General features: G+C 63.7%; 20 protein-coding genes, 1 tRNA gene and 3 pseudogenes. 6 read left to right on the forward strand and 18 right to left on the reverse strand.

The features are described 5' to 3' along the window. Window positions 1–7: 7 nt before the first annotated feature. The 6 genes from B841_RS09435 to B841_RS09460 all read right to left on the reverse strand — a co-directional run bounded on the left by B841_RS09435 (window position 8) and on the right by B841_RS09460 (window position 7,909). Window positions 8–1,336 carry an MATE family efflux transporter gene (locus B841_RS09435; protein WP_156844758.1) on the reverse strand — a complete coding sequence of 443 codons (1,329 nt, stop codon included), beginning with the start codon at window positions 1,334–1,336 and terminating at the stop codon, window positions 8–10. Between the two features lie 82 nt (window positions 1,337–1,418). Continuing rightward, on the reverse strand, window positions 1,419–2,645 hold the full coding sequence (locus tag B841_RS09440; protein ID WP_020935272.1) for a glycosyltransferase family 4 protein: 1,227 nt from the start codon (window positions 2,643–2,645) through the stop codon (window positions 1,419–1,421). A 53-nt stretch (window positions 2,646–2,698) separates the two neighbouring features. After that, window positions 2,699–3,718: an ATP-grasp domain-containing protein gene (locus B841_RS13420; protein ID WP_020935273.1), complete on the reverse strand. Its 1,020-nt coding sequence runs from the start codon at window positions 3,716–3,718 to the stop codon at window positions 2,699–2,701. Then, entirely contained in the window at window positions 3,715–4,881 is a 1,167-nt protein-coding gene (locus B841_RS09450; RefSeq protein WP_020935274.1) for a DegT/DnrJ/EryC1/StrS family aminotransferase, read from the reverse strand. Before B841_RS09450 ends, B841_RS13420 begins: the two co-directional genes overlap by 4 nt. Before the next feature lie 116 nt (window positions 4,882–4,997). Continuing rightward, window positions 4,998–6,146 carry a polysaccharide biosynthesis protein gene (locus B841_RS09455; protein ID WP_020935275.1) on the reverse strand — a complete coding sequence of 383 codons (1,149 nt, stop codon included), beginning with the start codon at window positions 6,144–6,146 and terminating at the stop codon, window positions 4,998–5,000. Continuing rightward, window positions 6,143–7,909 (reverse strand): nucleoside-diphosphate sugar epimerase/dehydratase, encoded by a 1,767-nt coding sequence (locus B841_RS09460; protein WP_169466599.1) that lies wholly within the window; start codon window positions 7,907–7,909, stop codon window positions 6,143–6,145. The genes B841_RS09455 and B841_RS09460 overlap by 4 nt, the downstream gene beginning before the upstream one ends. 78 nt (window positions 7,910–7,987) lie before the next feature. On the opposite strand from B841_RS09460, the gene B841_RS13425 reads away from it, so the two are divergent. Beyond that, complete coding sequence (locus B841_RS13425; RefSeq protein ID WP_084482022.1) at window positions 7,988–8,518, forward strand: arsenate reductase/protein-tyrosine-phosphatase family protein; 531 nt, start codon at window positions 7,988–7,990, stop codon at window positions 8,516–8,518. On the opposite strand, the gene B841_RS09470 is transcribed toward B841_RS13425, so the two are convergent. From B841_RS09470 to B841_RS09500, 8 genes and pseudogenes are all read right to left on the reverse strand, one after another. After that, a complete protein-coding gene (locus B841_RS09470) occupies window positions 8,503–9,960 on the reverse strand; it encodes a polysaccharide biosynthesis tyrosine autokinase (RefSeq protein ID WP_020935278.1) in 1,458 nt (485 codons plus the stop codon). The genes B841_RS13425 and B841_RS09470 overlap by 16 nt on opposite strands. Window positions 9,961–10,713: 753 nt before the next feature. Beyond that, complete coding sequence (locus B841_RS09475) at window positions 10,714–11,904, reverse strand: nucleotide sugar dehydrogenase (RefSeq protein WP_020935279.1); 1,191 nt, start codon at window positions 11,902–11,904, stop codon at window positions 10,714–10,716. A 119-nt stretch (window positions 11,905–12,023) separates the two neighbouring features. Beyond that, on the reverse strand, window positions 12,024–13,049 hold the full coding sequence (locus B841_RS09480) for a UTP--glucose-1-phosphate uridylyltransferase (RefSeq protein ID WP_052337751.1): 1,026 nt from the start codon (window positions 13,047–13,049) through the stop codon (window positions 12,024–12,026). Window positions 13,050–13,317: 268 nt separating this feature from the next. Beyond that, entirely contained in the window at window positions 13,318–13,614 is a 297-nt protein-coding gene (locus B841_RS09485) for a cupin domain-containing protein (protein ID WP_020935281.1), read from the reverse strand. Window positions 13,615–13,966: 352 nt separating this feature from the next. Further along, a complete protein-coding gene (locus B841_RS14190; protein WP_084482023.1) occupies window positions 13,967–14,236 on the reverse strand; it encodes a DUF6308 family protein in 270 nt (89 codons plus the stop codon). Next, window positions 14,191–14,475 (reverse strand): annotated as a pseudogene (locus B841_RS14225) (DUF6308 family protein); the annotation flags it as partial. The gene B841_RS14190 and the pseudogene B841_RS14225, both read right to left, overlap by 46 nt. Before the next feature lie 163 nt (window positions 14,476–14,638). Next, window positions 14,639–15,088 (reverse strand): annotated as a pseudogene (locus B841_RS09495) (extracellular solute-binding protein); the annotation flags it as partial. Window positions 15,089–15,660: 572 nt separating this feature from the next. Next, window positions 15,661–15,737, reverse strand: a tRNA-Ile gene (locus B841_RS09500). A 120-nt stretch (window positions 15,738–15,857) separates the two neighbouring features. Here B841_RS09500 and B841_RS09505 point away from each other — a divergent pair. Both B841_RS09505 and B841_RS09510 read left to right on the forward strand, forming a co-directional pair. Continuing rightward, entirely contained in the window at window positions 15,858–17,609 is a 1,752-nt protein-coding gene (locus B841_RS09505) for an alkaline phosphatase D family protein (RefSeq protein ID WP_020935284.1), read from the forward strand. Between the two features lie 164 nt (window positions 17,610–17,773). After that, window positions 17,774–18,694: a VOC family protein gene (locus B841_RS09510; RefSeq protein ID WP_020935285.1), complete on the forward strand. Its 921-nt coding sequence runs from the start codon at window positions 17,774–17,776 to the stop codon at window positions 18,692–18,694. A gap of 305 nt (window positions 18,695–18,999) precedes the next feature. Here B841_RS09510 and B841_RS09515 read toward each other — a convergent pair whose 3' ends face one another. The 4 genes and pseudogenes from B841_RS09515 to B841_RS09525 all read right to left on the reverse strand — a co-directional run bounded on the left by B841_RS09515 (window position 19,000) and on the right by B841_RS09525 (window position 22,260). Continuing rightward, window positions 19,000–20,304, reverse strand: coding sequence for a TRAP transporter large permease (locus B841_RS09515; protein ID WP_404825478.1), 1,305 nt, complete (start codon window positions 20,302–20,304; stop codon window positions 19,000–19,002). 118 nt (window positions 20,305–20,422) lie between these two features. Next, window positions 20,423–20,497: pseudogene (locus tag B841_RS14230) on the reverse strand (hypothetical protein); the annotation flags it as partial. A 1-nt stretch (window position 20,498) separates the two neighbouring features. Next, on the reverse strand, window positions 20,499–21,092 hold the full coding sequence (locus tag B841_RS09520; protein WP_020935287.1) for a TRAP transporter small permease: 594 nt from the start codon (window positions 21,090–21,092) through the stop codon (window positions 20,499–20,501). A 25-nt stretch (window positions 21,093–21,117) separates the two neighbouring features. Next, window positions 21,118–22,260: a type 2 periplasmic-binding domain-containing protein gene (locus tag B841_RS09525; protein ID WP_245561040.1), complete on the reverse strand. Its 1,143-nt coding sequence runs from the start codon at window positions 22,258–22,260 to the stop codon at window positions 21,118–21,120. Between the two features lie 471 nt (window positions 22,261–22,731). Here B841_RS09525 and B841_RS09530 point away from each other — a divergent pair, with 471 nt between their 5' ends. The 3 genes from B841_RS09530 (at window position 22,732) to B841_RS09540 (ending at window position 26,352) form a co-directional block, all read left to right on the forward strand. Beyond that, the gene (locus B841_RS09530) at window positions 22,732–23,799 is read left to right on the forward strand and encodes an AbrB family transcriptional regulator (RefSeq protein ID WP_020935289.1); all 1,068 of its coding nucleotides are present in this window, start codon (window positions 22,732–22,734) and stop codon (window positions 23,797–23,799) included. 463 nt (window positions 23,800–24,262) lie between these two features. Continuing rightward, window positions 24,263–25,498, forward strand: coding sequence for an NAD(P)/FAD-dependent oxidoreductase (locus tag B841_RS09535; RefSeq protein WP_020935290.1), 1,236 nt, complete (start codon window positions 24,263–24,265; stop codon window positions 25,496–25,498). 35 nt (window positions 25,499–25,533) lie between these two features. After that, window positions 25,534–26,352, forward strand: coding sequence for an N-acyl homoserine lactonase family protein (locus B841_RS09540; RefSeq protein ID WP_020935291.1), 819 nt, complete (start codon window positions 25,534–25,536; stop codon window positions 26,350–26,352). The last annotated feature ends 35 nt before the right edge of the window (window positions 26,353–26,387 follow it).

The following is a 26,387-nucleotide window of genomic DNA, read 5'->3' on the forward strand; positions in this document are numbered from 1 at the left end:
ATTATCTTCACTTTCTGTGGCTGGTCGGTCGCTGTGGTTGAGCGACGCTGAGGGGTTCCGTGGCGGTGTACTCGCCGTCGACGTTGACCGCGGGCTTCTCGGATTCTTCGTCCGTGTTTTCCTCCGCGGCTTTCTGGATCGCCTGACGTCCGAGATCCCAGTAGCTGATCCACCAGATCACGGCGCTGATCACGGCGAAGAACGCCATCGCCCAAGCGGCACCGGCGACGCCCCACTGGTAGGCGCCGAACAGCACCACGAACGGGCGGGGGACGCCGAGACCGAAGCGGATCAACAGGCTCCGGGCCCCCGCGAAGTTGACGCGGTGACCGGAGATCGCGACGCCGGTGGCCACGGAGAAGATCGAGTCCAGGCTGAGGGGCAGGATGGCTAGGGCGGCGACCTGCCAGGTTTCGCCGAGCAACTGTTCGCCCAGGGAATCCGGGATGAATTGGACCACCACGAGCAGGGGGGCGAGGACGGCGACTTGCACCGCCACGGCGGCCAGGGCCGATCGACGCTGTTGGGCGGGATCGTCGTTGTCACGTGCCAAAAACGGCAGCATGAGTGAACTGGCGGTGGTGGCGATCAGGTTCATCGGCCCCAGCAGGGTGCCGGCTCCGCGCACGCCGCCGAGGACGCGGGCGTCGCCGACGATGCCGAGCAGGCCGGTGGTCAAATGGATGCCGCCCTGGCCGATCAGGTAGTCGCCCGAGAAGTATCCGGCCGCCTGGGTGTCGAGGCGTTCCCGCTGCCACATCGGCAACAGCGGCGCTTTGACGACGGCCATCGTGGCGTATCCGCAGAGGGCGCCGCTGAAGGCCCAGGCCGCGAACACCACGACCGGGTTGAGGCCGACGAAGATCGCGATCAGGCTGGCGCTCAACGAACCCAGCGCCCACAGGGAGGTCGCGGCCATGGCGCGCGCGGCGGAACCGGCGGCCGAGTCGAAGGTGCGCAGGAAGTCCATCATCAGCACCCCGTGGGCGGCGAAGCCGAAGATCAGCAGGTAGTCGTTGCCCGCGACCGCGCCCCAGGTCACCAGCACGACGGCGGTGACCAGGCCCAGCAGCGACGCTCGCTGGCAGGCCCGGGTGAAGGTGGCGGGGTCGTCCGGGCGTGACAGCGACGTGTCGGTCAGCGCGGCGTGCATCAGGCCGGAGGCGAAGAGGTATGCGACCAGCGCGAAAGAAAAGGCGCCGAACTCTTCGATGGAACTCGACCGGGCGACGGCAATGGACAGGGCAAAGCTGGCGAGGCTGAACATCCCGTTGCCGAACACGGCGAAGGCCACCCGCTGACTGCGGATCAGCCGAAGGACAAGGCTTTTAAACACGATGGCGACCTCTGATGTCGTGAAGGGCGTCGACGGCGTTCATGGGCTTCCTCGACTCCTTCGATGGTGGGCGGGTGCTGATCTAGTTGTTCTGCAGCTCTCGGACGCCCGCCGCGTCCACCAGGGTGGCCTCGATGGCGTCGAGGCCCGAGTGCAGCGAGAATTCCCGGTAGTAGGTCTCTCGGGTGCGGCGGCGCAACTCGTCGTAGCCGACGGCGGTCAACGCGGCGGCCTGACGCATGGCGGCGGCCAGGGAGGCGGGATCCTCCGACTCGGCGGTGAAGCCGAGGTCGAGGTCCTCGACCAGCCCCCGCAGATCGCCCTGCACCGTGGTGACCACGGGCAGACCCTCGGCCAGGGAGCTCTGGAACTTCGAGGGGATCGTCCCCCGGAAATTCGGCAAATCCTTGAGCGTGACCAGCGAGAAGTCGGCCTCAGCGTAGACGTCTGCCATGTCTTCGAGGGGCACGGGGTCACGGAATTCGACGTTGGTGACGTCGAGCTCCGCGGCGACCTTCTGCACCCGTTCCTTGGCCACTCCCCCGCCGATGACGGTGACCTTCACCGGCGCATCCTCCGCGAGTTTCGCTGCCCGCACGATGGTCTCCACGTCCTGCATGTCGCCGACGTTGCCGGCGTAGAGGAAGCGGACACGCGGATCGTCGGCGGGGCGCTTCTGATACTTCGAAGGGTCGTCTTCGTTGGCCCAGTTGTACACCAGGCTGGTCCGCTCGGCGGGGGCGCCCCGCTCGATCAGGGTTTCGACCATCGTCGGGGCGATGCCGATCACGCCGCCGGCGCGGCGGTAGACGTTGCGCAGCCACGGGTTAAGCGCCGCGTCAATCGCCTTGCCCGCCCGGGACCCCCCGACCAGGGAGGACCCGGTGATCGAGTCCGGCCATAGATCTTGGACGTGCAGCACGTACGGCGCCCCGCCGAGGATGCGCCACAGCCAGGGTCCCAGCGCCGGGGTCATCTGGGTGGCGTAGATGTAGACGACGTCGACGTCTTGGGCGAAGCTGCGCGCCGTCGCGGCGGACAGTCCGAAGGAGGCGTAGTTGGCGGTGCGTGCCACCGGGTTCAAGGAGTGGTCGGCAAACAGCGGCACGCGCAGCACGTCGACGTCGCCGTGACGCTCGTACTGGCGCCAGCGCTGCGGGTAGCCGTCGAAAATTTTGCCGTGCGGGTAGTTCGGGAACCCGGTCAGCACTCGCACCTCGTGGCCCCGGTAGGCCAGGTCATGGGCGATGGTGGCGGCGATGGTGGCGTCTTCCGGCGGGAAGTACTGGGAAACGAGGAGAACCTTCATGGCGATGTCTTTCTTGGTCTGGATGAACGAGCGGGGTTGCGACGAAGGCCGGGTCAGATGATCCGGACCGTCTCCACGTACTTGCCGGAGACGACGCCGGCGTCGGTCCGCAACCATTCGTCGGGCGCCGGCAGCCCGGCGGCCCAGGCGACGTAGGCGTGCGGGACGCGCGCGCCCGCCAAGTGTGAGAACGGGTAGCCGCCGCCGAAACGCGGGTTGACGTCGATGACGTACGGGGTGCCGTCGGCGTCGACCATGACGTCCACGTCGATGGTGCCCGCGTGCGGCACCACGTCAGCGAGTCGGCGTGCGACGTCGACGAAGTCGTCCGCGGCGACGGATTCGGCCCGGTCGGTTTCACCGGAGCGCATGTCGATCTTGCGCCGGGCGAGCACCCCGGCGTAGGTGTTGTCCAGGTCGCAGACGACGTCGAGGCCATATTCGGGGCCGACGATGCGGTCCTGGACGATAACCAGTTCGCGGGGGTCGATGGCGCGTTGTTCGTGGGCGGGGCGGCCCTGTTGGTCGGTGACTTCGCGGGTGGCCTCGGCGACGGCGGCGTTGAGCCCGGCGACGTCAGTGAAGCGCAGGCCACGGGACGCGCTGCCGAAGCGCCCCTTGACCACGAAGCCACAGCCCTCCCGGGTTTCGTCGACCGCCCGGCCGGTGGAGCCACCGAGCCAGGTCTGGGGCACGTTCATGCCCTGCTCCGCGAAAGCGAGGCTCATCGCGTATTTGTCCTCCACCAGGCGTTGGCTCTCGGCGGTCAGGCGCACGAGCGGGTCCCACTCGGGCGTGGTCGGCAGCTGGGCCCAGGTGGAGAGTTCGAAGTCGTTGATGGACACGGCGAGGCGGACCTCATGGTCGGCGAGGAAAGACTGCAGCCACTGTCGGTAACCGGGATCGGTCACCCGGGGGGCCTCGACAAAGTCGTCGGCGAACGCGCGGGAGGGCGAACGCGGATCCAGATCGGCGGCGATCACCTTGCCGTCGATGCCGTTGGCCGTCAACGCCTCACAGAACCAGCGCACCAGGTAGGGGCGCCGGCCCACAGAAGAGAGGAGGATGTTCATCGCCGCGCCGCCGCTACGTCGGCCGGCAGGAAGGCGTCGATGGCGTCGGTGATCCGCTGGATCTGCTCGTCGGTGAGCGCCGATCCGCTGGGCAGCGAGATCCCGGTCTCGAAGAGCCGCTCGCCAGTGCCGTCGACGAAGGCGCGGCGATGCGCGTGCACCGGCTGCAGGTGCATCGGCTTCCACAGCGGGCGGGCCTCGATGTTGTGCTCGGCGAGGTGGAGCTGGAGCTCCTCGGCGGTGAAGCCCGCCTCGGCCGGGTCGACGATGATCGAGGTCAGCCAGAAGTTATCCCGGGTGTCTCCCCCGGTCGCGCCGGAGGGTTCGCCGAACATGCTCACGCCGGGGACGTCGGCGAAGAGCTCGTGGTAGCGCAGGCGGTGCTGGCGGCGACGCTCGATCATTTCGTCGAGGCGCGACAGCTGCGCACGGCCCAGGGCGGCGAGAATGTTGGACAGCCGGTAGTTGTAGCCGACGTCGGTGTGCTCGTAGTGCACGACGGGCTGACGGGCCTGGGTGGCCAGGTAGCGCACATGGTCGGCGATGTCCGAGTGATCGGTCAGCAGGGCTCCGCCACCGGAGGTGGTCATGATCTTGTTGCCGTTGAAGGACACGGCGGCGGCGGAGCCAAAGCCCGCGGCGGGGCGTCCGTGACGAGTGGCGCCCAGGGATTCCGCGGCGTCGGAAAGCACGCCGGCGCCGTGGCGGGTGGCGATCTCACCGATGCGTTCGTGGTTGGCCACCTTGCCCAGCAGGTCGACCGGGACGACCACACACGAGCTCTCGCCCTCTGCCTCCAAGGTGGTGAAGGCCTCTTCCAGCAGGTCCGGGTTCATGTTGCCGGTCTCGTCGGCGTCGACGAACACGGGCTCCGCGCCGGTGTAGAGGATGGCGTTGGCCGTGGCGGCGAACGTCATCGAGGAGGTCAGGACCTTGTCGCCGGGCCCGACACCCATGGTCAGCAGCGCCAGGTGCAGCGCCGCGGTGCCCGACGACAAGGCCACGGCGTGGGCGCGCCCGCTGTATTCGGCCAGTTCCGCTTCGAAGGCGTTGACCTCAGGTCCGAGCGGGGCGATCCAACCGGAGCGCATGGCGCGGACCACGGCGGCTTCCTCTACTGAGGTCACGTCCGGGGAGGAGAGGTAGATTTTCGGGTTATCCATAGAGAAGGCATTCCTTTTCGTGATGCGAGCCGGGGGCCGGCCTGAGGTGAATCAACGGGACAGCGGAAAACAACCGCTAGCCCGGCCCATGCGGGGGCCGGGCTAGCGAAGAAGACTTAACGCGCCATCGCCCACTTCGAATCGCGACGGCTCGGATCCGGCACCAGGCAGCTCAAGTCCGTGCCGTACTTCTCGTCGAGGAGGTGAAGGTCGCGGCCGGCGTCGATGAGTTCTACCCGCAGCTCAGGAACCTCAAGCAGCTTGGCTCCGAGCGCCCGCACCGTCATCCGCTCAACGTTGTCGGAATCAAAATCCTCGCCGCGGTTAAGCCCCTCGACGCCGGCGGAGACGAAGTGGTCATAGTCGAGGCGCTTCTCGTCGACCGGCAAACGCAGATGGTCTCCGAAGTCCTCGGCGAAAGTCAGCTCCTCGCGGGTCGCCAGAGTCTCGTGCAGCTTCTCACCGTGACGCACGCCGATGCTCTCGTACGCGGGGGCGTGGCCGAACAGCTCACACATGACGTTGGCCAGGTCGCCGACCGTGGTGGCCGGCGCCTTCTGAATGAACACGTCGCCCTGGGTGGCGTCGCGGAAGGCACGCTCGACCAAGTCGACGGACTCGCGCAGGGTCATCATGAAACGGGTCATGGTGGGGTCCGTCACCGTCAGGGTCTTGCCGGCTTTCAGCTGATTGACGAACAACGGGATCACCGATCCGCGGGAGTACATGACGTTGCCGTAGCGCACGCAGGACACCGTGGTGGAGACGCCGTTGACGCGCCGGGCATGTGCTCGGGCGAGCTTCTCCATCAAGGCCTTGGTCATGCCCATGGCGTTGACCGGATAGACGGCCTTGTCGGTGGACAGACACACCACCGAGGTCACGCCGGCTTCTTCCGCCTCATTGATGATGTTGTGGGAGCCACGGACATTGGTGGCCACGGCCTGTTCGGGGAAGAACTCGCAGCTGGGGACCTGCTTGAGGGCCGCTGCGTGGAAGACGTGGTCGACGCCGCGCATGGCGCCGCGCACGGACGCCTCGTCTCGGACGTCGCCGATGATGTACTGGACCCGGTCGTCCCCGATGCGGTGGCGCATCTGATCCTGTTTGGCTTCGTCGCGGGAGAAGACGCGCACTTGTTTGACGTCGGTGCGCAGGATTCTTTCGACGACGGTGTGGCCGAAACTTCCAGTTCCGCCGCTGACCAGGACGGTCTTGCCGTCGTAGGTGGTGCCGTCGGTCGTGGGGAGGGTATGGATGGTCATAGCAGGCTCGGCTCCTCGCTGTGAGCAGTCCGTGCCAGGGCACGGAGAGTGTTGTTGGCGTCCGGTGCGCAATCCGGCAGCTGGGTCAGCGGCTCGACGCGTACTTCGGAGATCATGGGGTGGCGATCCGCACGGATAGGGTCCTCGCGGTCGTCGAGTAGTTCTTCGGACATTTTCTCGCCGGGGCGCAGACCCGTGTACACGATCTCGAGATCGTCGCGGCCGGCGATCTTCATCAGGCCCTGGGCCAGTTCGACGATGGGCATGGGGCTGCCCATGTCCAGGACCAGCGTTTCGCCGGATTCCCCGACGACCGCTGCTTGGAGCACCAGCTGGGCGGCCTCCGGAATGGTCATGAAGTAGCGACGCACCTCGGGGTGAGTGACGGTGACCGGCCCGCCGGTTTCGATCTGGCGGCGGAAGGTCTCGATGACCGAGCCGCGGGAGCCCAGCACGTTGCCGAAACGGACCGACACCCAGGTGCCGGGGTATTCCGCGCCGTAGGCGGCGGTGATCCGCTCGGCGATGCGCTTGGAGTCGCCTAGCGCGCAGACCGGGTTGGCGGCCTTGTCCGTGGAGACGTTGACCACGACCTCCGTGCGGCAAGCCACTGACGCGTCCAGCACGTTCCGGGTGCCTTCCACGTTGGTCAGCCAGGCTTCCTGCGGGTACATCTCCAGCAGGGGTTGGTGCTTGAGCGCCGCGGCGTGCAGGACGACTTCCGGTCGGCACTCGAGGAAGATCTCCTTGAGGCGAGCGGCATCGCGGATGTCGGCGAGCACGATGTTCTTCGAGTCGAGCATGGCGTGGCCGTAGATGGACAGCTGGGTGTGGTGCAGGCCGCCCTCATCGCGGTCGAGCATGATCAGCTCGCTGGGCCCGTACTTGTGGATCTGGCGGGCCAGTTCGGAGCCGATGGAGCCACCGGCGCCGGTGACCAGCACGCGCCGGCCACGGATCAGGCCGCTGATGGAGTCTTCGTCCAGGACGATCTGGTCACGTCCCATCAGCGAGGTCAGGTCCAGTTCCTGAAGTTCCAGCGAACCGATCCGGTTGATCTCCTCCATCGTCGGCACGACGAGGACCTTGAGTCCGAGTTCTGCGGCGACGGCAGTGATCTTGCTCTTGACGGTCGGGCCGAGGCCATTGATAGCGACGATCAGGGTCGTGGCCCCGGTCTGTGCCGCGACCTCCGAAATCTGATCGAGACCGCCCCGAACCTTGACGCCGTGGAGACGAGCGCCGTGCATGCGCGGGTTGTCGTCGAGGACGGCCTTGATCGCCATGTCGTTGCCCAGCTGCGGATCGCCGAGTTCGGCGATGATGTGGCGGCCCAGCAAACCGGCGCCGATGACGATGACTGGCTCCCGGCTGTGGAGCTGGTAGGTGTTCCAGGCCAGCAGGGCCGTACGCAGCAGGAAGGCGCCGAGGATGACGAGCAAGGCGGAGATCAACGGCACCGATCGAGGCAGTTCGACGACTGGGGCCGCCGAGAGGATCACGACCCCGACGATTCCGGCCACGGTGGCCGACAGGGCGATCACGCCAAGGCTCTGCCTGCCCAGGGGGTCGAAGCGAGTCTTGGGGGGATAAGCCCCGAGCAGTGATCCCATGAGCAGGTGGAGCACGGCCATAATCAGGAAGGTGCTGATTACCCAGCTGGTCAATCCGCTGATGACCAGCACGGTGAAATCGAGGCGCACCCAGGTGGCGAGAAGGCCGGCCGGCACCCACAGCAGCAGGTCGGCAAATGCCCAAGGCACGCTTCCCTCGCGGCGCCGTTTCTCAAAGTGGACGGTCACGTTGTCCTCCATAGGTAAGGTGTTTGTGTGCCAGATGTGATGTTTGTGTGTACGGCAAATATCTGCCGCTCCCCGATGGCAGAGGGGATTTGGAATTCGTTGGTCTGCTTCCCTCGGGCTTCCAGCATTGGAATCTGGGCTCGTCCGGGGCTAGTGATGGATTCTTCTGCGGCGGCCCAGCTGGCCGCCCGGGACGTCGATGCGAATCTCATCGACGCTTTTAGGTCCCGGCCGCTCACCGCCGCGGCGGTGGCGCGGGCGGGCTTGGTTCTCTGCATGGAAGATGCCCACGCGGAGGCGGTGGTCGCGCTGACTCCGGCGGCCGCGGACAAGACGTTCACGGTGCTGGAGTTGGCGGAGATTGTCCGGCGCCATCCGGGCGGTTCCTGGCGCGACCTGCGTCGGCTGCGGCAGGGTGTCCTCCGCGGTGACGTCGCCGACCCGTTCGGCCACCCGGAATCTGAGTTTGCTCTCGTGGCCGAGTGCATCGAAGACGCTCTCACCGCCATCGCGGGGTGGGAAGGGTGGGACGAATTCAGTTGGGCCATGAGGGATCAGTTTCCGACGTGACCGGCGGCGGTGGAACCGGCCGGGAGCTGGGCCGCTTCTTCCGTCGGAGTTGACCTGGTGGCGTACAGGGGCGCCACCTCCAGGTTCCCCGAACCGTAGGAGCCGTAGCGGAGGTTGAAGGAGCCCTGGAGCGCAGTGGCGCGCGACACGCCGTTAGCCACGATGCCGCTGGTGGACACTCCGGCGTTCGTGAGCAGCTGGAGCGTACGAGCCAGCCGCGGAGAGGCGCTGGAACCAATGCGGCTGACCACGATGACGGCGTCGACATGGGGTGCCAGGACGAGCGGGTCCGTGACGGCGACCACCGGGGACACGTCGATGAGGACGATGTCGTACTGCTTCCGCGCCTCGAGCAAAAGATGCTTCATCCGGTCCAGTCCGAGCAGCTCGGAAGGGTTTGCCGGAGTCGGACCGGTCGGGACGATGTCCGGGTCGCCGTTCTTGCCGGGGATGACCACGTCCTTGAGATCAACCTGGCCGGCCAAAACGTTGGAGAGGCCGGTGCGGCCGGAGACGTGGAAGATCTTCTCGATGGTCGGCGCCCGCAAATCAGCGTTGAGCAGCAGCACACGCTCGCCGGCCTCCACGAAGGAACGGGAGAGATTGCTGGTGACGAAGCTTTTGCCCTCCCCCGGCATGGCCGAAGTGACCATCATCACCTGTGGGCCGCCGCCGAGGAAGCGGATCTGAGTGCGCAGATTGCGCATTGCCTCCGCCACCGGGGAGTAACCACCTTGGAAGTCGACCAGCCCCTTCTCGCCGGCGCGCTTGCCTTCGGGGATTTCGCCGATGATCGGCGTGTCGGCGGCGATCTCGCGGATGTCTTCCGTGCGGCGGATGCGCTTGTCCAGGAAGTCGATGAGCAGCGCCAGCCCCAGGCCCAGCGCCAGCCCCGCGACCAGGCTGAGGATGATCAGCTGCGTATTCGTCGGGGGCAGGGGCGCCTCCAGCGGCCGGGCCGAATCCATCACGACGGCGTAGGCGAGCGGGCTGGAATCTGCGTTCGGAATTTCCAACTCGGCCACGAAATCCGGATAGGCGTCGGCGACGGCGTTGGCGCGGAGGACCGCGGCCTCCGGGGAGTGAGCGATGGCCCTGACATCGAAAAGGACGGTGTCCTCGAGCCGCTCAGTGCTCACGTTGACCCGGAGTTCTTCGGCGGAGAGGCCGGAGTTGACCGAAGCGATCTCCAGGAGCTGATCCGAACTGATCAGTTCCGAATAGGAGGCGACCTTCGACTCCGCCGCGAGAGAGCCCTGGTACAGCCCGGAGCTGTCGTCCGTGGTCGCCATGACCTGGATGCCCACGCGGGCGTTGGCTTCGTACAGTTCAAGGCGCTGCGCCACAACCGTGGCTCCGAGCGCAGTGACCGCTGCGGCCACGAGCACGATTACCCACCACCGCGAGCGGATCGCTCGAGTGATCATTTTCCATTCGTTCATCAACACCACATCCAGTTAGGAGAAGTTGTTCAGGGAAGTAAGTAGGGAAGCAACCTTGCAAAAGGTCTGGGATTGGCATGCATTCACGTCTGAACGGGAGTGCGATGCATCTCTGCCCCGGCGAGATCTCAGAAACAGCAAAGAAAAATCCTTACTTGCTGAGACTCCCCTGTCAGCGGGAACATCGATAGAGTAACACGGCAACTAGAGTTAGGAAGACAAGTTGGCAAACTTATCCACAACCCGCCCGCGCCACTCGCCTGGCGAAAACATCTCACCAAAAACGCCCTACGCTGCGGGAAAATTTATCTCCCCCGCAAAAGGAGCGTAATTTTTGAACGACGTCGACGCCTAGGAGCACCCGCCCTCACGGCCACCTGGCAAAACTATGTATACACAGCGATCCTGAGAGACACCCCCTCCACCGCATTTTCTATCCTCAAACTTCTTTCAGGCAGGAGAAAGGTGAATGAGAATACTTTTTAGATCAAATATATGAATGATCCGCGCGTAAATTAGCCGCGGCACCGCCCCCTCCGATCACCCCCGAAGAGTGCCCCTTGTTTCTGCGGCCCCACGGAACTCGCTCGACCGGCCCGCGGGCGCCGCTGATCAAAACAGCAAGCAATCGCGCCAGACATCCCGTCTGGGTGAAAGGAACTGGCTCTCCTGAGCCGGGCGAAAGGAGAGGATCTCCCACCGCAGAAAGGTGGGAGATCCTCTAATGCATGCCCGACGGGTCGGGACAGGACTTTAGTCGCGGTGGTAGATGTCGCGGGTGAACACCTTGTCCATCACATCCGCCAACTCAGGGGTGACGCGATTGGCGAGGATGACGTCCGACTCCCGCTTCAACTCTTCCAGGGAGTCGACCACGTCGAAATCGAATTCGGCGGGGTTCTCGATGGCCTCGTCGAAAACCAACACTCGAATACCGCGCTCCTGCAGCCCGCTGATGATGTCGAAGACCGACGAGGAACGGAAGTTATCGGAACCGGCCTTCATCGCCAAGGTGTTGACCCCGACGACAGCAGGGTTGTCGCAGGCGATGGCGTCCACGATGAACTTTTTACGCACGGCGTTGGAATCCACCGTCGCCGAGATCAGCGACTGCGGAACGCCAGCGTAGTTGGCCAGCAACTGGCGGCTGTCCTTCGGCAGGCAGTAACCGCCGTAACCGAAACTGGGATTGTTGTAGTAGTCGCCGATCCGGGAATCTAAGCTCACCCCCTTGATGATCGCCGAGGAATCCAACCCGTGCCGCAGCGCGTAGGTGTCCAGCTCATTGAAAAAGGACACGCGCGTGGCCAGGAAAGTATTGGCGAACAGCTTGATGGCCTCGGCCTCCGTCGAGGCGCATTGCAGGGTCGGCGGGTTTTCCATGTCGGTGCAGGAAACTAACAGCTCGGCGAAGGCTGCGCCCTCCGGATGCTCGTTCGACACGACGATCCGGTCAGGGTGGAGGTTGTCGTAGAGCGCCCTGCCCTCCCGCAAGAACTCCGGGCTGAAGATGAGCTTGACGTTAGAGCAGCGCTCCGCCATCCGGGCGGTGTAGCCGATCGGGATGGTGGATTTGATGACCACGGCCGTCGACGTGTCCTCGTCGTTGATCGACGTCAGGATCGCTTCCACCGACGAGGTGTCGAAGTAGTTGCGGTCGGGATCGTAGTTCGTCGGTGTCGCGATCACCACGAAGTCGAACTCACTGTGATCGGTCGGAGCCGTGGCGGTGGCGGTGATGGAGTCTGTGTACTGCGGCAGCTGCTCAACGATGTCCGCGTCGATCAGCGGGCTGACGCCCCGGGCGATCATGTCGATCTTATTCTCGTCGATGTCAATCGCGGTCACATTCGCTTTACGCGCCAGCAGGACCGCCATCGCCAGACCGACGTATCCCAGGCCGTACACGGCGACGCGGGGACGCGCCGAGGTCGTTTCACTCATAATTCCTCTTCAAAAGTTAGAGATATGTGGGGATGGCCCGTTACCTGAACATCCGGCTGTCGATGAAATAGTGCAGGGAAATGAAGACGGGGGAGAAGGTGTGAGGCGGTACGAGCCCATTATCGACCCGGCGACACCGACAGGGGTGATTCTGCGGCTTTTTCCACCAGCTCATCGGCCTCCGTCGTCGCCAGGCGCTCCTGCTCGGCCTCGAAGTCAGCGATGACCTGCTTGATGGAGCGATACAACGCCGGGCCATACTTGGGGTGACGCAGACCGAAGTCCACGTTCGCCGGAATGTACCCGGCCGGATTACCCAGATCATGCCGTTTACCCGTGTGCACCACCACGTGTACCGGGTGCCCTTCCTGAATCATCAGTTCAATCGCGTCCGTCAGCTGCAACTCGCCGCCTTTGCCCGGGGTGATGCGACGCAAGGCATCGAACACGGAACGGTCCAGCAAGTACCGCCCCGCAGCCGCCAACGTCGACGGGGCCGCCGCTGGCTCCGGCTTCTCCACCATCCCGGCCACCGACTTCACTAACTCACCCGGCAACCCGGACGCCCCGTCGATCTCCTCGACCTCGAAGACACCGTAATTGAACACCTCATCGCGCTCGACCTCGAACGCGCACAGCACGCTGCCGCCGAACTGCTGCCGCACCCGGCACATCAACTCCAGCACACCCGCGCCACCGGCCTCAGCCAACACCAGGTCATCCGGCAGCATGACCGCGAACGCATCTTCATCCTCATCGAGCGCGCTCTCCGCCAGCCCGACCGCATGTCCTAATCCCAGCGGCTGCTCCTGCTCCACGGCCACCGGCTGAATCAACTCACCGGCACGCTTGACCTTGGCCACCTGCTCGCCCTTGTCCCGGGACTCCAGCGTCTCCACCAAGCCCGAGAAATCACCGAAGTGCGCCAGCACCCCATCCTTGGACGGAGCGGTGATCACCGCCAAACGCGACGCCCCTAACTCCGCGGCCTCCTCCGCGATCAACTCGATGCCGGGGGTGTCCACCACCGGAAGCAGTTCCTTCGGCACCGTCTTCGTGGCCGGCAGAAACCGAGTGCCCATGCCAGCCGCCGGCACGACGACCGTCATGACGCCATTATGGTTACTGTGGTTTGTCTGAGTCATAATGCACAACCTACAGGTTGTCTACACATTTTTTGCAACATCAGCAGAAAGGCGTGATCAATACGTCAGGAAACCCGCACAGCGCTGGCAGAACACGCCCCACCCCAGGGATCCCCCCTCTAACCCCGAGCATTGAATCCGTGCGACTACGCAAGCGTTGCACCCCTTCCCCACCCATAGCGCCACGTAAGTGTCACGATCCTGAGAGGCCTCGGGCAGGCCATACGTAGGACAGGTTGACGCCCGCATGATGGACGCACGCGGACAGCTACCCGGAGAAGGTGAAGCGAATGCCCTTAGGCATGATGTGCACGGCTGTGAACTCCGGGTCCGCCTGCACCGCGTGCCACGCATCCTCCGGCAGGATCACCGATTCACCCTGCTCCAGGACGCGGTTTTCCTCGTCGAACTTCACCACGCACTGCCCGTGGGTCACGATCAGCGCCGACTCCCGGGACGCTTTATGCCGCGGCATCGTGGCGCCGCCGGTCGCGGACATCTGTTTTGTGTCGAATAGTTCGCCCTCTTCGAGCAACTTCGTCGTCGGCTTATTGGCAGCGGCCATCACGAGATTCCTTATCCTTTAGACGTTGTCCGCCAGCCTAGTCAGGATCCTGTGCTCGGCTGCGCCTCCGCCACCCCTGCGCCCTCATCTTTCAAGCCTTCACCTCCGAGCCAGCCACCGCCAGGAGCGAAACAAGCCCCAGCCCCCAGGGACGGGCAATGTACCGCGGCATTGACCCACTTCTGCAAGAACATCGAGGTCGGCCAAACCAGACAGACGACTACTGGGATGACGATGGCGTGCACGAAGCACCCTGGTGAGACCACCGGTCACTGGCGCTAAAGCCAGGTGCATAAGGGCGGGGCCTATGACCCTCACCTTTTGTCGGCAGCTACGCCAGCGGGGAGAGTGATCACGAGGTCCTTGTGCTCATCCAGGTCATCACATCAAAGACACGCAGGATGCTTATCGACGCCGGTAGCTCTGCCGCCGTCCGCAACTGCGCGCACAATGCACGCAAGGCCGGATTCTCCGTGAGTTCTTTCCGCAGCTCGTGAAATAGCCTTCGTTTCAGTCCCAGCTCTTCGACGACCACAGAATCGTAGATCGGATACAACCGGGGGCGTTTCCGGGCGATCAACTTCGCGGCGGTGGTCGCACCCACCTGGTCATAACACCGCAGCTCTTTTCCAGCTCGAGAGCCGACGTGACTGCGTGCTCCGCGCGCTCATCCGTTTCCCATAAGTCAACGTCTGTGGGGATCTGATCCAACATGTCGGCGAAGAATTCCTGTCTCCGTTCAACCAGGTCCACAGACCCCCAGCCTCGCACGCGCACGCTGAGCGTCTGCACCGCCAGAATGTCTTCTGCAGTGAACCGATCAGCGTCGGGATGCTCTATTCCTTCCGGCTCTCCATATTTCCACCGGTCGAACTACGCGCCGACGTAACCGCGGCTTGCCCTCGCCTTGTACCACGGTCCTTCAAGGTCATCGTCCTGCGCGCGGGACAAATAGTAGGCCCGTAAAAGCTCTACGGCCTGGGCCGGGTCAGTAAAACCCCACGGCACCGTCAGACCAGTCTTGAACGGTCGGGATGATGCGTGTACCCACGTAGTGACCCTCCTCATCGACCGCCTCATCGATGACGGCGTCAGCGTCGACGTTCTGCAGCTCTGCCAGATCACCGTCCGCGGCGTAACCCTCGAAGGTCGGGGAGTCAGCGGCCCACAGGACGTCGGCCTCGATCTGCCCGGTTTCCTTCTCCGTGGCGATGCGCGCGTTCAAGTCACCGGTGCCGGCGCGGTAGACCTCGACCTCAATGTCTGGGTTGGAGTCCATGAAGGCTCGGTTAATCTCGTCGACTTTGCTCTCCGGCTCGGAGGTGTAGACGGTCAGCGTGGTGGTCTCGCCACTGTCGGCGGCGCCGTTCGTCGCCGCGGTGTCCTCCACCGGCTCGGAGCAGGCGGTCAGCAGTGACGCGGATACACCCAGTGCAACGATGGAGAAGACGGAACGGTGGGTGAAACGAGACAAAGTAGGCCTCCAGGGATAGGCGAAACGATCACGGCTTGAGCCCACGAGACGCGAGCATACGGCCAGACCATATCGCCGAAAAGCCGCGTCCGATCCGCAGTCAAAAATCGATAGCTCCATCAGGACAGCTTACGGCGTTTCTGCCGGATTTGAATTAGTGCAGATTTCATTCCGGCTTAACTTAAGGGGTGACGAGGAGCAACAGACGGGGCCTTTACTACCAGCGTGGGCGGGACATAGGTCCCCGCCACGTGCAGGCCACCACCAGCGGTGAGGAGGGCAGCAACATACGGGCACGGAGAGCCACCGGCCGGTTACGACCTGACCAGGGCAGCAAGCTGATGAACCGCCAGACGTTGCTCTCTATGTTGGGAACCGTGTCTGCCAGGCAGGTGCCCACGGCTGATAAAAGCTACAGCGGAGCGTAGTTAGAGCAGAGGCGTCATCTGATACTCCTCGCAATCATTAACAACAGCTCTGGAAGCCGCGACACACAAAAATCGGCAGACCGCGTCCTGACACATTCAGAACGCCGTCTGCCGGTGTGTCCATCATGTCGCGACCGAGGACATTGGTGGGGCTAGCGGGACTTGAACCCGCGACCTACGAATTATGAGTCCGCGGCTCTAACCGACTGAGCTATAGCCCCTTATAAAACTCCTCTAGTATATCCGCATCCCTGTGACTGCCTGAACTTCGGGTGACCTCCGACGAGAGGGTCGCCTGCCGTAATGCACAAAGCTTTTGTTCGTGCCGGATACTGACACGTATGACTACGCATGATCAGCACCGTGACCCCACCACCCGTCGTCGTTTCCTGCAGGCCTCCTCCGCTGCCGGCGCCATGGCCGTGAGCTTCACCGCGGGCGCAAGTTCCACTCCTGCGCAGTCCTCCTCCGGGGAGCTGTCCTCCACCGCCGCCCAACCGGCGCCCAACCCGCAGGGTGACCTGCCCTTCCTGCATGGGGTGGCCTCCGGCGACCCGGTGCCGAACACGGTGATCCTGTGGACACGCGTGACCCCGTCCGCGGCCGCCGCGCCGGGTTCGGGTCTCGGACCTGACGTGACGCTTACGTGGACGGTGGCCCGGGACGGTGAGCTGATGGACGTCGTCAAGCAAGGACATGCCGTCGCCTCCGCCGCGCACGACCACACCGTGCACGTCGACCCGTGGGGTCTGGAACCGGACACGGAATACTTCTTCCGCTTCACCGTCGCCGACGGGCAGCATGCGGGCGCGGTCTCCCCCATCGGTCGCACTCACACCGCCCCAGCATTGAGTGCTTCCGTCGAGGAGATGAACATCGCGGTCGCCTCGTGTGCGAACTGGGAGTCGGGGTTCTTCTCCGCGTACTCGGACGTGGCCGTGCGCGCTCGGGCCGGCGATCTGGACCTGATGGTGTTCCTCGGCGACTACATCTACGAATACGGGCAGGGCGAGTATGCCGGCTTCGGGCCGTTCCGGCTGCTGGAGCCGGCGCATGAGATTGTCACGCTCGCCGACTACCGCACGCGCTACGGGCTGTACCGCACCGACCCGGAACTGCAGGCCGCGCACGGGGCGCTGCCGTGGGTGACGGTGTGGGACGACCACGAGATCGCCGACAACAACTGGCGGGGTGGCGCGGCCAATCACCAGCCAGAAACCGAAGGCGCGTGGACCACCCGGCGCGACGCGGCGATGCAAGCGTATTTCGAGTGGTTGCCCATCCGGGCGATCTCCCCGTCGGAGGGCGGGCACCTATATCGATCGTTCCAGTACGGGGATCTGGTGGAGCTGACGATGATGGATCTGCGCACCTACCGGGATCAGGCGGCCGACCTTTTCGATTTCGCGGCCGTGGTGGACCCGGCACGTACGATGGCGGGGTCGGAACAGTTCGAGTGGCTGCGGGCCAAGATCTCCACGTCCTCGGCGGTGTGGAATGTGCTGGGTAGTTCGGTGATGTTGTCGCCGATGAATCTGGTGACGTTGCGGGAGGATGAGCGCACTGTCCCGGTGGCGGAGTTTTTGTCGGAGCACCGGGTGGGCGCCTCGTCGGGGTCCTCGACAGGTTCGTCCGCTGATGTGGTGCGTGGCGGCGGGGTGTCGCTGAATCCGGATCAGTGGGACGGCTACGTCGCAGAGCAGCGCCGCCTGGTGGAGTTGCTGGCCTCGAGCGCTTCGACGACGTTGGTGCTGACCGGGGACATCCACACGGAGTGGGCGCACGCGCTGTCCCATGAGGGCCGGGAGTTCGGGTGCGAGTTGGTGACCTCCTCGGTGTCGGCGCCGAATGTGGATGAGATTCTGGGCCTCCCGAAAGGCAATGCGTTGTCGCAGGTGGCGCAGAAGTATCTGACGGCGGCGAATCCGCACCTGCGGCACGTGGAGCTGGATTCCCACGGGTACGCGATCGCGCGGGTGGGGCGCGATCAGGTGCGCATGCAGTTTCTGCGGACGCCAGACGTGACCAGACAGGGCGCCGGGGTGACGGTAGCCCACGAGATGGTGTGGCGGCAGGACGCGGGATTCGAGTAGAGCGGCTCACGAACCTGACCTCATCCAGCCGGGAAACCACTCACTGCACGTCCCTGCTACGGACTTTCCCCGCCCCGGGAATAAAGATGACCTGTGGTAGGTTACATAGTATGAAATTACTTTAAGTTTCAACATATCTGTGACGCGCCATGAAAGGACCACCCATGCCCATCTTCAAGCAAAACCCGCACCCCAGCTCCCTGATCGAACGCCCCGCCGAGGAGCTGCTCGCCGCCGGCACCACGATGGGCGCCGTCGAACTGCTGGTCCGCGACCTCGACGCCATGATCACGTTCTACAACGAGGGCATGCTTCTCGACGTCCTCCAGCAGACAGGCGAGGCAGCCGTGCTGGGCAAGAACTCCGAGCCGAGCGTCATCCTGCGCCAGGTCACTGACCTGCCGCCGTTTGATCCGCGCGGCGCCGGCCTGTTCCACACCGCCATCCTCTACGGCACCGAGACTGAGCTGTCCGCCGCCGTGCTCAACGTCGCCCAGCGCTACCCCAACTCCTTCACCGGCACCGGCGATCACATCTACTCCGAGGCGTTTTACTTCAACGACCCGGAAGGCAACGGCGTGGAGCTCTACCACGACCGCCCGAAGGACAAGTGGATCCGCGAGGATAACGGCCTCTACGCCCAGGCCACCAACCCGCTGGACCCCAACGACTACCTCCAAAGCCACGCCGACCAGAACGCGCTGAACGCGGCCAACTCCACCCTGGGGCACGTGCACCTGCAGGTCGGCGACACCGGCAAGGCGCGCGACTTCTACGCCGGCGTGCTCGGCTTCGAGGTCACCGGCGAGCTGGACACCGTCGTGTTCGTCGCCGCCGGCGGCTACCACCACCACATCGGACTGAACGTGTTCCGCTCCAAGGGGGCAGGCCCGCGCGCCGCCGCCTACGGTCTGGGCCGCGTCGACATCGACGTGCCCACCGAGGCCGACCGCGCAGCGCTCGCCGACCGACTGAAGGAGCACCAGGTCGAGGCCGCCGATGACGGCCGCACCCTGGAATTCCGCGATCCCTGGAACTCGCTGATCCGCGTGAAGTCTGCCACCGCTGAGAAGCTCACCGTCTAGCAGCGGTCGACTTTCTTCACAGCCAGCCCCCACTCCCCGCCATACACCCCTCCCGTCGGCGAGGTCGTTGACCTCATTGTCCAGCAATGGTTTCACGTGGCGAGAAACCGACGCAGATCAACGACTGGGGGACGGCTCGTCATCTCGCTCAAGGCAGTGGAGCGACCCCGCAACCGATGAGGTCGCGGGGTCGCGTTGCCATAAGAGAGGCCAGTCTTATGAGAGCACAGGACACACCGGCGTGGGGATCGGGGCGACGGTGCTTCCCTCGTCCGTTTCTATGACGGGCGGCTGAACATGTCGCATCAAGAAGCAGAGCCGCTGGCGGGCAGCCAGGTCACTAGATCTGGGAACACGATGAGCAGGAAAATTACCAGGAGCGTGAGCGGCACGCCCAAGAGCGCGGCGCTGAACACGGATCCCAGGGAAACGTTCTGCCCCAGGTTAACCTCCTTGCTCTGAGCAATTTTGTGCACCAAGAAAACAAGGACGCCCACCGGCGGAGTCAGCATTCCGACCTCCGCGCAAATGACAACCAGCACGCCAAACCACAGCAAGTCGACGCCTAGGGCAGTCAACGTCGGCAACAGGACCGGCAAGCTCAACAGCATCAGGGAAATTGGGTCCATGAACATCCCCAAGACGATGAGGATGACGATGGAGGCCACCACGAACTGGAGAGCGGTGAGCCCCATGCCCTGGACCCATTCAGTGAACATGAAGGGAACCTCACTCAGCGCCAGCATGCGGGTGACAAAGGAGGCGCCGATGAGCAGGAAGAACACAGATCCGGTCGCCATGACAGTCCCGCTGACGGCACTGCCGAGGGCCGACCAAAACTCCCTGCCACGGACGTAAGCAGCGGTGATGATCAGGGCTCCCACGCTGCCAACCGCGGCCGCCTCAGTGGCGGTGAACACTCCTCCGTATAGCCCTCCCAGTATCACGGTAATCAGCAACGGCATCGGCCACACCCGGCCCAGCGAAACCCAGCGGTCCGACCAGGTCACGCCTGTGATCTTCTCACCAGCAATACTCGGAAACAGCAAGGCCAGCACGACGATGGTCGCGTTGACCACCAGCACCAGCAACAGCCCCGGCACGATACCCGCCAGTAACTGCGGCCCCACGGGAAGGTTGGCGATGCCGGCGTAGACCACGAGCAGCAAGCTGGGCGGAATCAATTGGCCGGGCAGTCCGGCCATAATGACGGAACCTAACGCCAAGCGTTTGTCGTATCCGGCTTTGAGCATTTCCGGGATGCCAATGCGGCTGATGGCATAGGTGATGCCGATGGTCGATCCGCTGGCGGCGGCGAGGCCAGCGCCCGCCATATTGGTGGTGACGGCGGTGCCGCCGGGCAGCCAGTTCAACCAGGCCCGGGAGGCGTCGAAGATACGGGATGTGGCGCCGCTGCGCCAGAGCAGCAGCCCCATGAAGATAAACATGGGGATGACGCTCAGCGACCAGCTCGCCGCAGAGGAGGCCGGCAGGTCAATCAGACTGCGTTCCATGACGGAAACGCCGCCGATGCGCCAAATGCCGTAGAGCCCTGAAACTCCCATGGCCACCGCGATGGGCACACGTAGTCCCATCAGAGTCAGCAACATCACCAGACAGACGGCGGCGACCTGCGTTTTGGTGTCGAGGAGCCCGGCTTGAAGGAGAACAATTTCCCCGACCAACAGGGCAATGAGACCAGTCAAGAGAAGGCGCGATTTCCGGGACTTACGCTTGGGTGGAGCCTCGGGCGGCGATGTGGCGGCGGTCTCGAGGTTCGGGGTTTCGATGGTGGTGATAGACATTAGAAAGTGTCCCTTTCTGTGCTGGCTGAACCTGCGTCCGCGTCCGTGAATTCTGCTGGGGTGTTCAGGAGCGCCTTAACCTCCTGGATGATCTGAGCCACCAAGACGGTCAGGAAAAACAGACAAGCGAGGGGAACGGCGAAACGAGGTGGCCATGTGCTGACGCCGGTGGAGGCGTCGTATTCGCCGATCGAGGCTTGGGCAAAAGCGTTTTCTAGGCCGAACCAGCCGATCAAGGCGACGAAGACGCTGATGCAGGTTAGGGCGATGATCATCATGACGGGTTTGCCGCGTGGGGTGAGGCGATCGTAGACGAGCGGCAAGTCGGTGTGCTCGCCAAATTTCTGGGCGGCGGCCAGCCCAAAGAAGGTCAGGGGGAGCATCCACCAGTAGGAAACGAACTGGTTGGTTCCCTGGATCGGGGTGTTGATGCCCGTGCGCAGCGTCACGTCGAAAAACACGTTGGCCACCATACCCAGCAAGGCGACACCGGCGACGATGACGGAGATGCGGACGACAATGTTGGCAGCGCGCTCAAGCGGGCTGGTTCGGACGGGGAGTGCGCCCGTGGGGTCGAGGGTCGTGTTGTTCATGGTCATCCTTTAGTTGAGTGGCCGATCATGGCAGGTCTGAGAAAATTTCTTCATCCAACTTGTCCGCCCAGGGCTGCAGGTCGACCGATCCGTCGCCGAGTGCTTCTGCCCACTCGCGATGATCTGCGTACCCCTGGTCGTAACCTAGGTCGACGACGATGTCGGTCCACTTTTGACGCAATTCTTCGTAGCGGACGATCGCCTCATCGGGTTTTTCCACGTTGCCGGGGGGATTGTCGGCCATGTCGTCACGCAGGGTGGCAAAGTGTGTATCGATGGCCTGTCGCAAATCCTGTTCAGGGGCCAGAGTGCTGATCCCCATCTCTTCTTGCTTCTGATGGAAGAGCTTTTGTTCGTCGAAGTAGCCTTCGTAGTAGATCTTCATGAACTCGGCGCGGTTGTCGTCGAAGGCGGCCTTTTGTTCGGGTGTCAGTGACTCCATGAAGGCTTCGCTGGAGGCGAGCGAGATGCTGCTCCAGCCGGGGAATCCGACCCGGACGAAGTTTTTGCCGACTTCCCACAGGCCCAAGCCGGTCATATCCGGTTCCGCCCCCACGAAGCAGTCGACGACACCACGTTCGAAAGCTTCGTAGATCTCGGATCCAGACAGAGTCACCGGCGTCATGCCGAGCGCCTCTACGGCGTTGGAGTAGAGTTCGCCGCCGACGCGCACCCGTTTGCCAGCTGCGTCCTCCAAGCTGGTGACGGGCTCATTGCACAACATTTGATAGTTGTCATGGTTCTGCAGACGCGGGATAAGCGGGTACACGCCAGCCGTCTCCAGCTCGGTGGACAACTCGGGGATCGAGTACGCCCACTCCACCGTGGCGGCCGCGCCGGCCAGCAACCCCACCACGGGACGCTCGTCCCCGCCGTAACCGAGTTGTGAAGCCCAGCTGTCGATGGGGAACGAGGCTGGCGTGTACGCCATCCCGAGGTATCCCAAGTCGATCACGCCCCCGGCGAGGCTGGTGGCCACTTCAGGCTGACGGACTAGCGAGTCGGCGAAAAAGTGCTCGAAGGCCACTTGCCCTTCAGCCGTTTCCGTGACCACGTCCCCAAACTGGGTCATCGCGGTACTCATCATGTGATCTGGACCATAGGGCGGGTTCGCCTTGACGACAGTGACGGGCACTTCACCCCCATCCGCCACCAGTTGCGTAGGCATGCCGCCCTGCCCGCAAGCTGCCACAGGGAGCACAGCGGCGGCCAACACCAGCCCTGTCACCCGTCTGCAACCCTTCCCCCTGCCCCACACTGGTGGCCAAACTTTGCGTTTACGCATGTGCAACTCCCTTGATATTTCACACTGAGCGATAGTGTCGACAGTATAAGATTGTGATGACAGTCACGCAAGTGATTTGAGACACTGTTAGACTTAATTGTTATCCACAGCCCAGGTCTCGGGTCGGGAAAAATTGTCGAGGGAGAAAAGTGCTTGCCCCCAAAAGGCTATACACCAGCGCCTTTTCGGGCGGCCTCCCGTGGCGGGAATATAGCCGCCCCACTCCCCGGGCGAGAGGGGAATGGGTCGCTCGGCAAATCCACTCCCCCAATCATGAGTACTGTCGACACAAAGGGTTGACATGCCCGCACCCGAGACATTGAGCCGAAGCGGAAGGAAGGGGACAGACACTCCATGAAGCGGATAGACATCGACCCCAAGACAGCCCGCCGGTGGGTGGCCGTAGTCTTGGCGTCCCTCGCCCTGGGCTGGCTACTCAGCCGCTGGCAGGTGCCGGCCGCATGGATTGTGGCGGGCATTGTGACGGCGGGTGCCTCCGCGCTGGCCAGCGGGGAGGAACTGCCGGTCAACCGCACGGTTTACACCTTCGGCGCCGGTATAGTGGGGATCTTGGCAGGCCTGCCGCTGGCTGGGGAATCTCTGCCTCAGCTTCTCGGGTTCGTGCTGCCAGGGCTCGTGGTCGCCGCTTTTACCATCGGCATGGGATGCATGGCGGGATTCGTCCTGGCCTGGGCCCAACCGTCGATCGACCGCAAGACCGGAATTTTATCCATGCTGGCCGGTGGGGCGTCTTTTATGCCCGCGATAGCCAAAGAGATCGGCGCCGATATCCGCTACGTCGCCCTCACGCAATACCTTCGCCTATTGGCGGTGGCGCTGTCCTTGCCGGCAGTCACGGGGCTGATCGGCACCCCCTCTGGCGGCACGCCTGCTTCCGGCGGAGCGGTGGGGCAGACGTGGTGGATGATCGTGATTGTCGTGGCGATCGCATTGGTCGGCGGGCCTTTGGGTTCGCTCGTGAAGCTTCCTGCCCCCAGTGTGCTCGGCCCGCTGCTGCTGGCGGTCACGCTGTCGATAGCCTTCCCCGAGACGCTTAACCTGCAGCCCCCAGAGGTGCTGCGGGCGCTGGCCTTCCTCTCCATCGGGTGGCTGGCCGGGGGCGCCTTATCCATGACAGCGCTGAAAAACTTTGTCCGGCAGCTTCCCTTGACGGTCTTGTTGATTGCGGCCCTGATCGCGGCCTGCGCGCTCCTGGCGGTACCCATCGCGGCATGGGTCGAAATCAACTACTTCGACGCGTATCTGGCCACCAGTCCCGGTGCCATCGACGTCGTGCTGGCCATCTCCAGCGAGAGTGGCACCGACCCAGCCGTGGTCGCCATCCAGGTAACGCGGCTCATCCTCATCCTTATCGTGGCGGCCTCCCTGCCGCGCATCATCGCCCTACTCTCCCGCCCCTAAGGCGTACCGGGGACGTGGGCCAAACCCCTAGTGTCGACTCTTTCTCGGATCACTGCCCGGAAGCGGGCCCTTTTAGGGGTCACCCTTTCTCGCCTGTCCCAAAATATAAAATACTTTTCACCCCACCCTCTTGGGGCTGCCCTTTTGCAAAACCGCGACCTGCAAATAAAAAGTGCCCTGAACAGCGTTTTCTTAAGCAATAAATACTGCCCCTCCCCGTCTAGGGGGAGCGGGACCATTGCCCGCCACCCCCGGACCCGGTGTCACACCACACTCCCCTTGACTTCATGTGTCCCATCACACATCATAAGAACAACGTCAAAGTGTCGACTCTTTGGCGGATCAGGGAAGAGCACCCTCTTCTCCCCACCGAACCCACATCTTCAGCCATGCTTCGATACCGCGCCCACCGCGATGAGCGCAGGCATCGAACCCTGAAACATTCTCGAGAGGAGCCCGCCCCATGAGCACTGTCATCCTCGGGAGCGGCCACGGCGGCATCCAGACAGCCGTCTCCCTGCGGGAGGGCGGCTACACAGCCCCCATCACCGTTGTCACCCCAGAACGCGAAACCCCCTACCAACGCCCTCCTCTGTCTAAAGACTATATGCGGGAGGACTTCGACGCTGTCCCCCTTCCACTGGTGGACCCGAGTTTTTTCACGGAACATAACGTCACTTTGCTGTCTGGAGAATCCGCGCACTGGATCGACCCGGAACGCAAAATGATCACCACCACTAACGGGGTGTTGGAATACGATAATGCCGTCCTCGCGACAGGGGCCTCTCCCCGGCAGCTCACCTGCCCTGGCGCCGACGCCCGCGGCGTGCACAGCCTCAAGACGGCCGCGGACGCGGAGCACTTGAAGCGGCAAATCAAGGCAGTCAATAACATCGTCGTCATCGGCGCCGGTTTCATCGGCATGGAGTTCGCCGTCGCCGCCCTCAAGCACGGCTGCACGGTCACTGTGTTGGAGATGGCCGAGCGGCCGATGGCCCGGGCCCTGACCCCCTTCATGAGCCAGTGGCTGACAGAACGCTACCGTGAGCACGGTATCGCCATGCACTTACAGGAAGGCGTCGAATCCATCGAGATGGACCAGGACGGCGCCGCCGTCGCCGTGCATTCCACGACAGGAAACCGCTACCCCGCCGACCTCGTGGTCGCCGGCATTGGCGTCATCCCCAACACCCAGGTCGCGGAAAACTCCGGTCTCGCCATCGAGCAGGGAATCCTCGTCGACGAAAGTCTGCGCACCTCAGCCCCGGACGTCTACGCCATTGGAGACGGCGCGGTTTTCCCCACACCCTTCAACGACGCTCCCCTGCGGCTGGAATCTGTCCAAAACGCCACCGACCAAGCCAAGCACGTGGCAAAAGTGATTCTGGAAGGCCCGAGCCCGTACCGCGCCACCCCGTGGTTCTGGTCCACCCAGGGACGCTACCGGTTGCAGATGACCGGCATCGTCCGCACCGACGACGAAGTCCGGGTCACGGGAGATCCCGACAAGGGCAAGTTCACCGTTCTCGCCTTCCGCGACAACGTGCTCGTGGCCGCAGAATCCTTGAACTCGCCGGGCGATCAAACCGTGGTCCGACGACTCTTCAGCGCCGATACCACCGTCTCCCTGGAGACGGCCGCCGGCGTCGATTTCAAGCTGCGCACTTTGGTGGCCAAGGCCACCCCCGCCACCTCCTGATTCCTCCTACCACTTCATCTAGAAAAGGACCCGTCATGACCACTGTTTCCCCCACCCCCACCAGCGTCAAGACCACCGCCAAAACCCTCTACGGCCTCGATTCCCCGACCATGACCATCGACTCCGCCCACATGGTCAACGGTATGTCCGGCGAAGTCAAGATCCCGTTGCCTGCTTACCTCATCGAGCACGAGCAGGGATTGGTTCTCTTCGACACTGGATTCCATCCGAAGGTCTGCGACGGTCCGGCGAACCTCTTCGGCGACCGGCCTGAGACCGACATGATCGAATCCCGCCCCGAACATAAGCTCGAGCACCAGCTGGCCAAGCTCGGTTACAGTCTGAGCGACGTCACTCACATGGTCGTCTCCCACATCCACTGTGACCACGCCGGGGGCCTCTATCTCTTCCCGCAGGCCAAGTTCTTCGTTGGCCCCGGCGAGATCGAATACGGGCAGAACCCTAACCCCGAGTCCCAACATCTGGTCATGGACGAGGACTTCCTGTCCGAGGACGTTGCAGGCTTCGACTGGACCACGGTGGATACTCCGCGTCATGACCTGTTCGGCGACGGGGCGATCGAGCTTCTTCACCTGCCTGGGCACACCCCCGGACAGTTGGCGATGCTCATTCGCCTGCCGAGCCGCAACGTGATCCTCAGTGCGGACGTCGTCCACCTGCGTGAAGCCCTGACCAACCGGGTCGCCGCGCCGACCGACTGGGACCAGGAGATCGCCGTGCGCAGCATTGACCGTCTCGCGGAGATCGTCGCCGAGGAGAACGCTCACCTGTGGATCGCCCACGACTACCGCGACTGGGCGGAGTTCGGCGACCCGCTCACTCCGCTGCGCTGACCGCGACGGCACCCGCTCACCACCGCACGCAGCAA

It is taken from the genome of Corynebacterium maris DSM 45190, from assembly GCF_000442645.1.
Classification (GTDB): domain Bacteria; phylum Actinomycetota; class Actinomycetes; order Mycobacteriales; family Mycobacteriaceae; genus Corynebacterium; species Corynebacterium maris.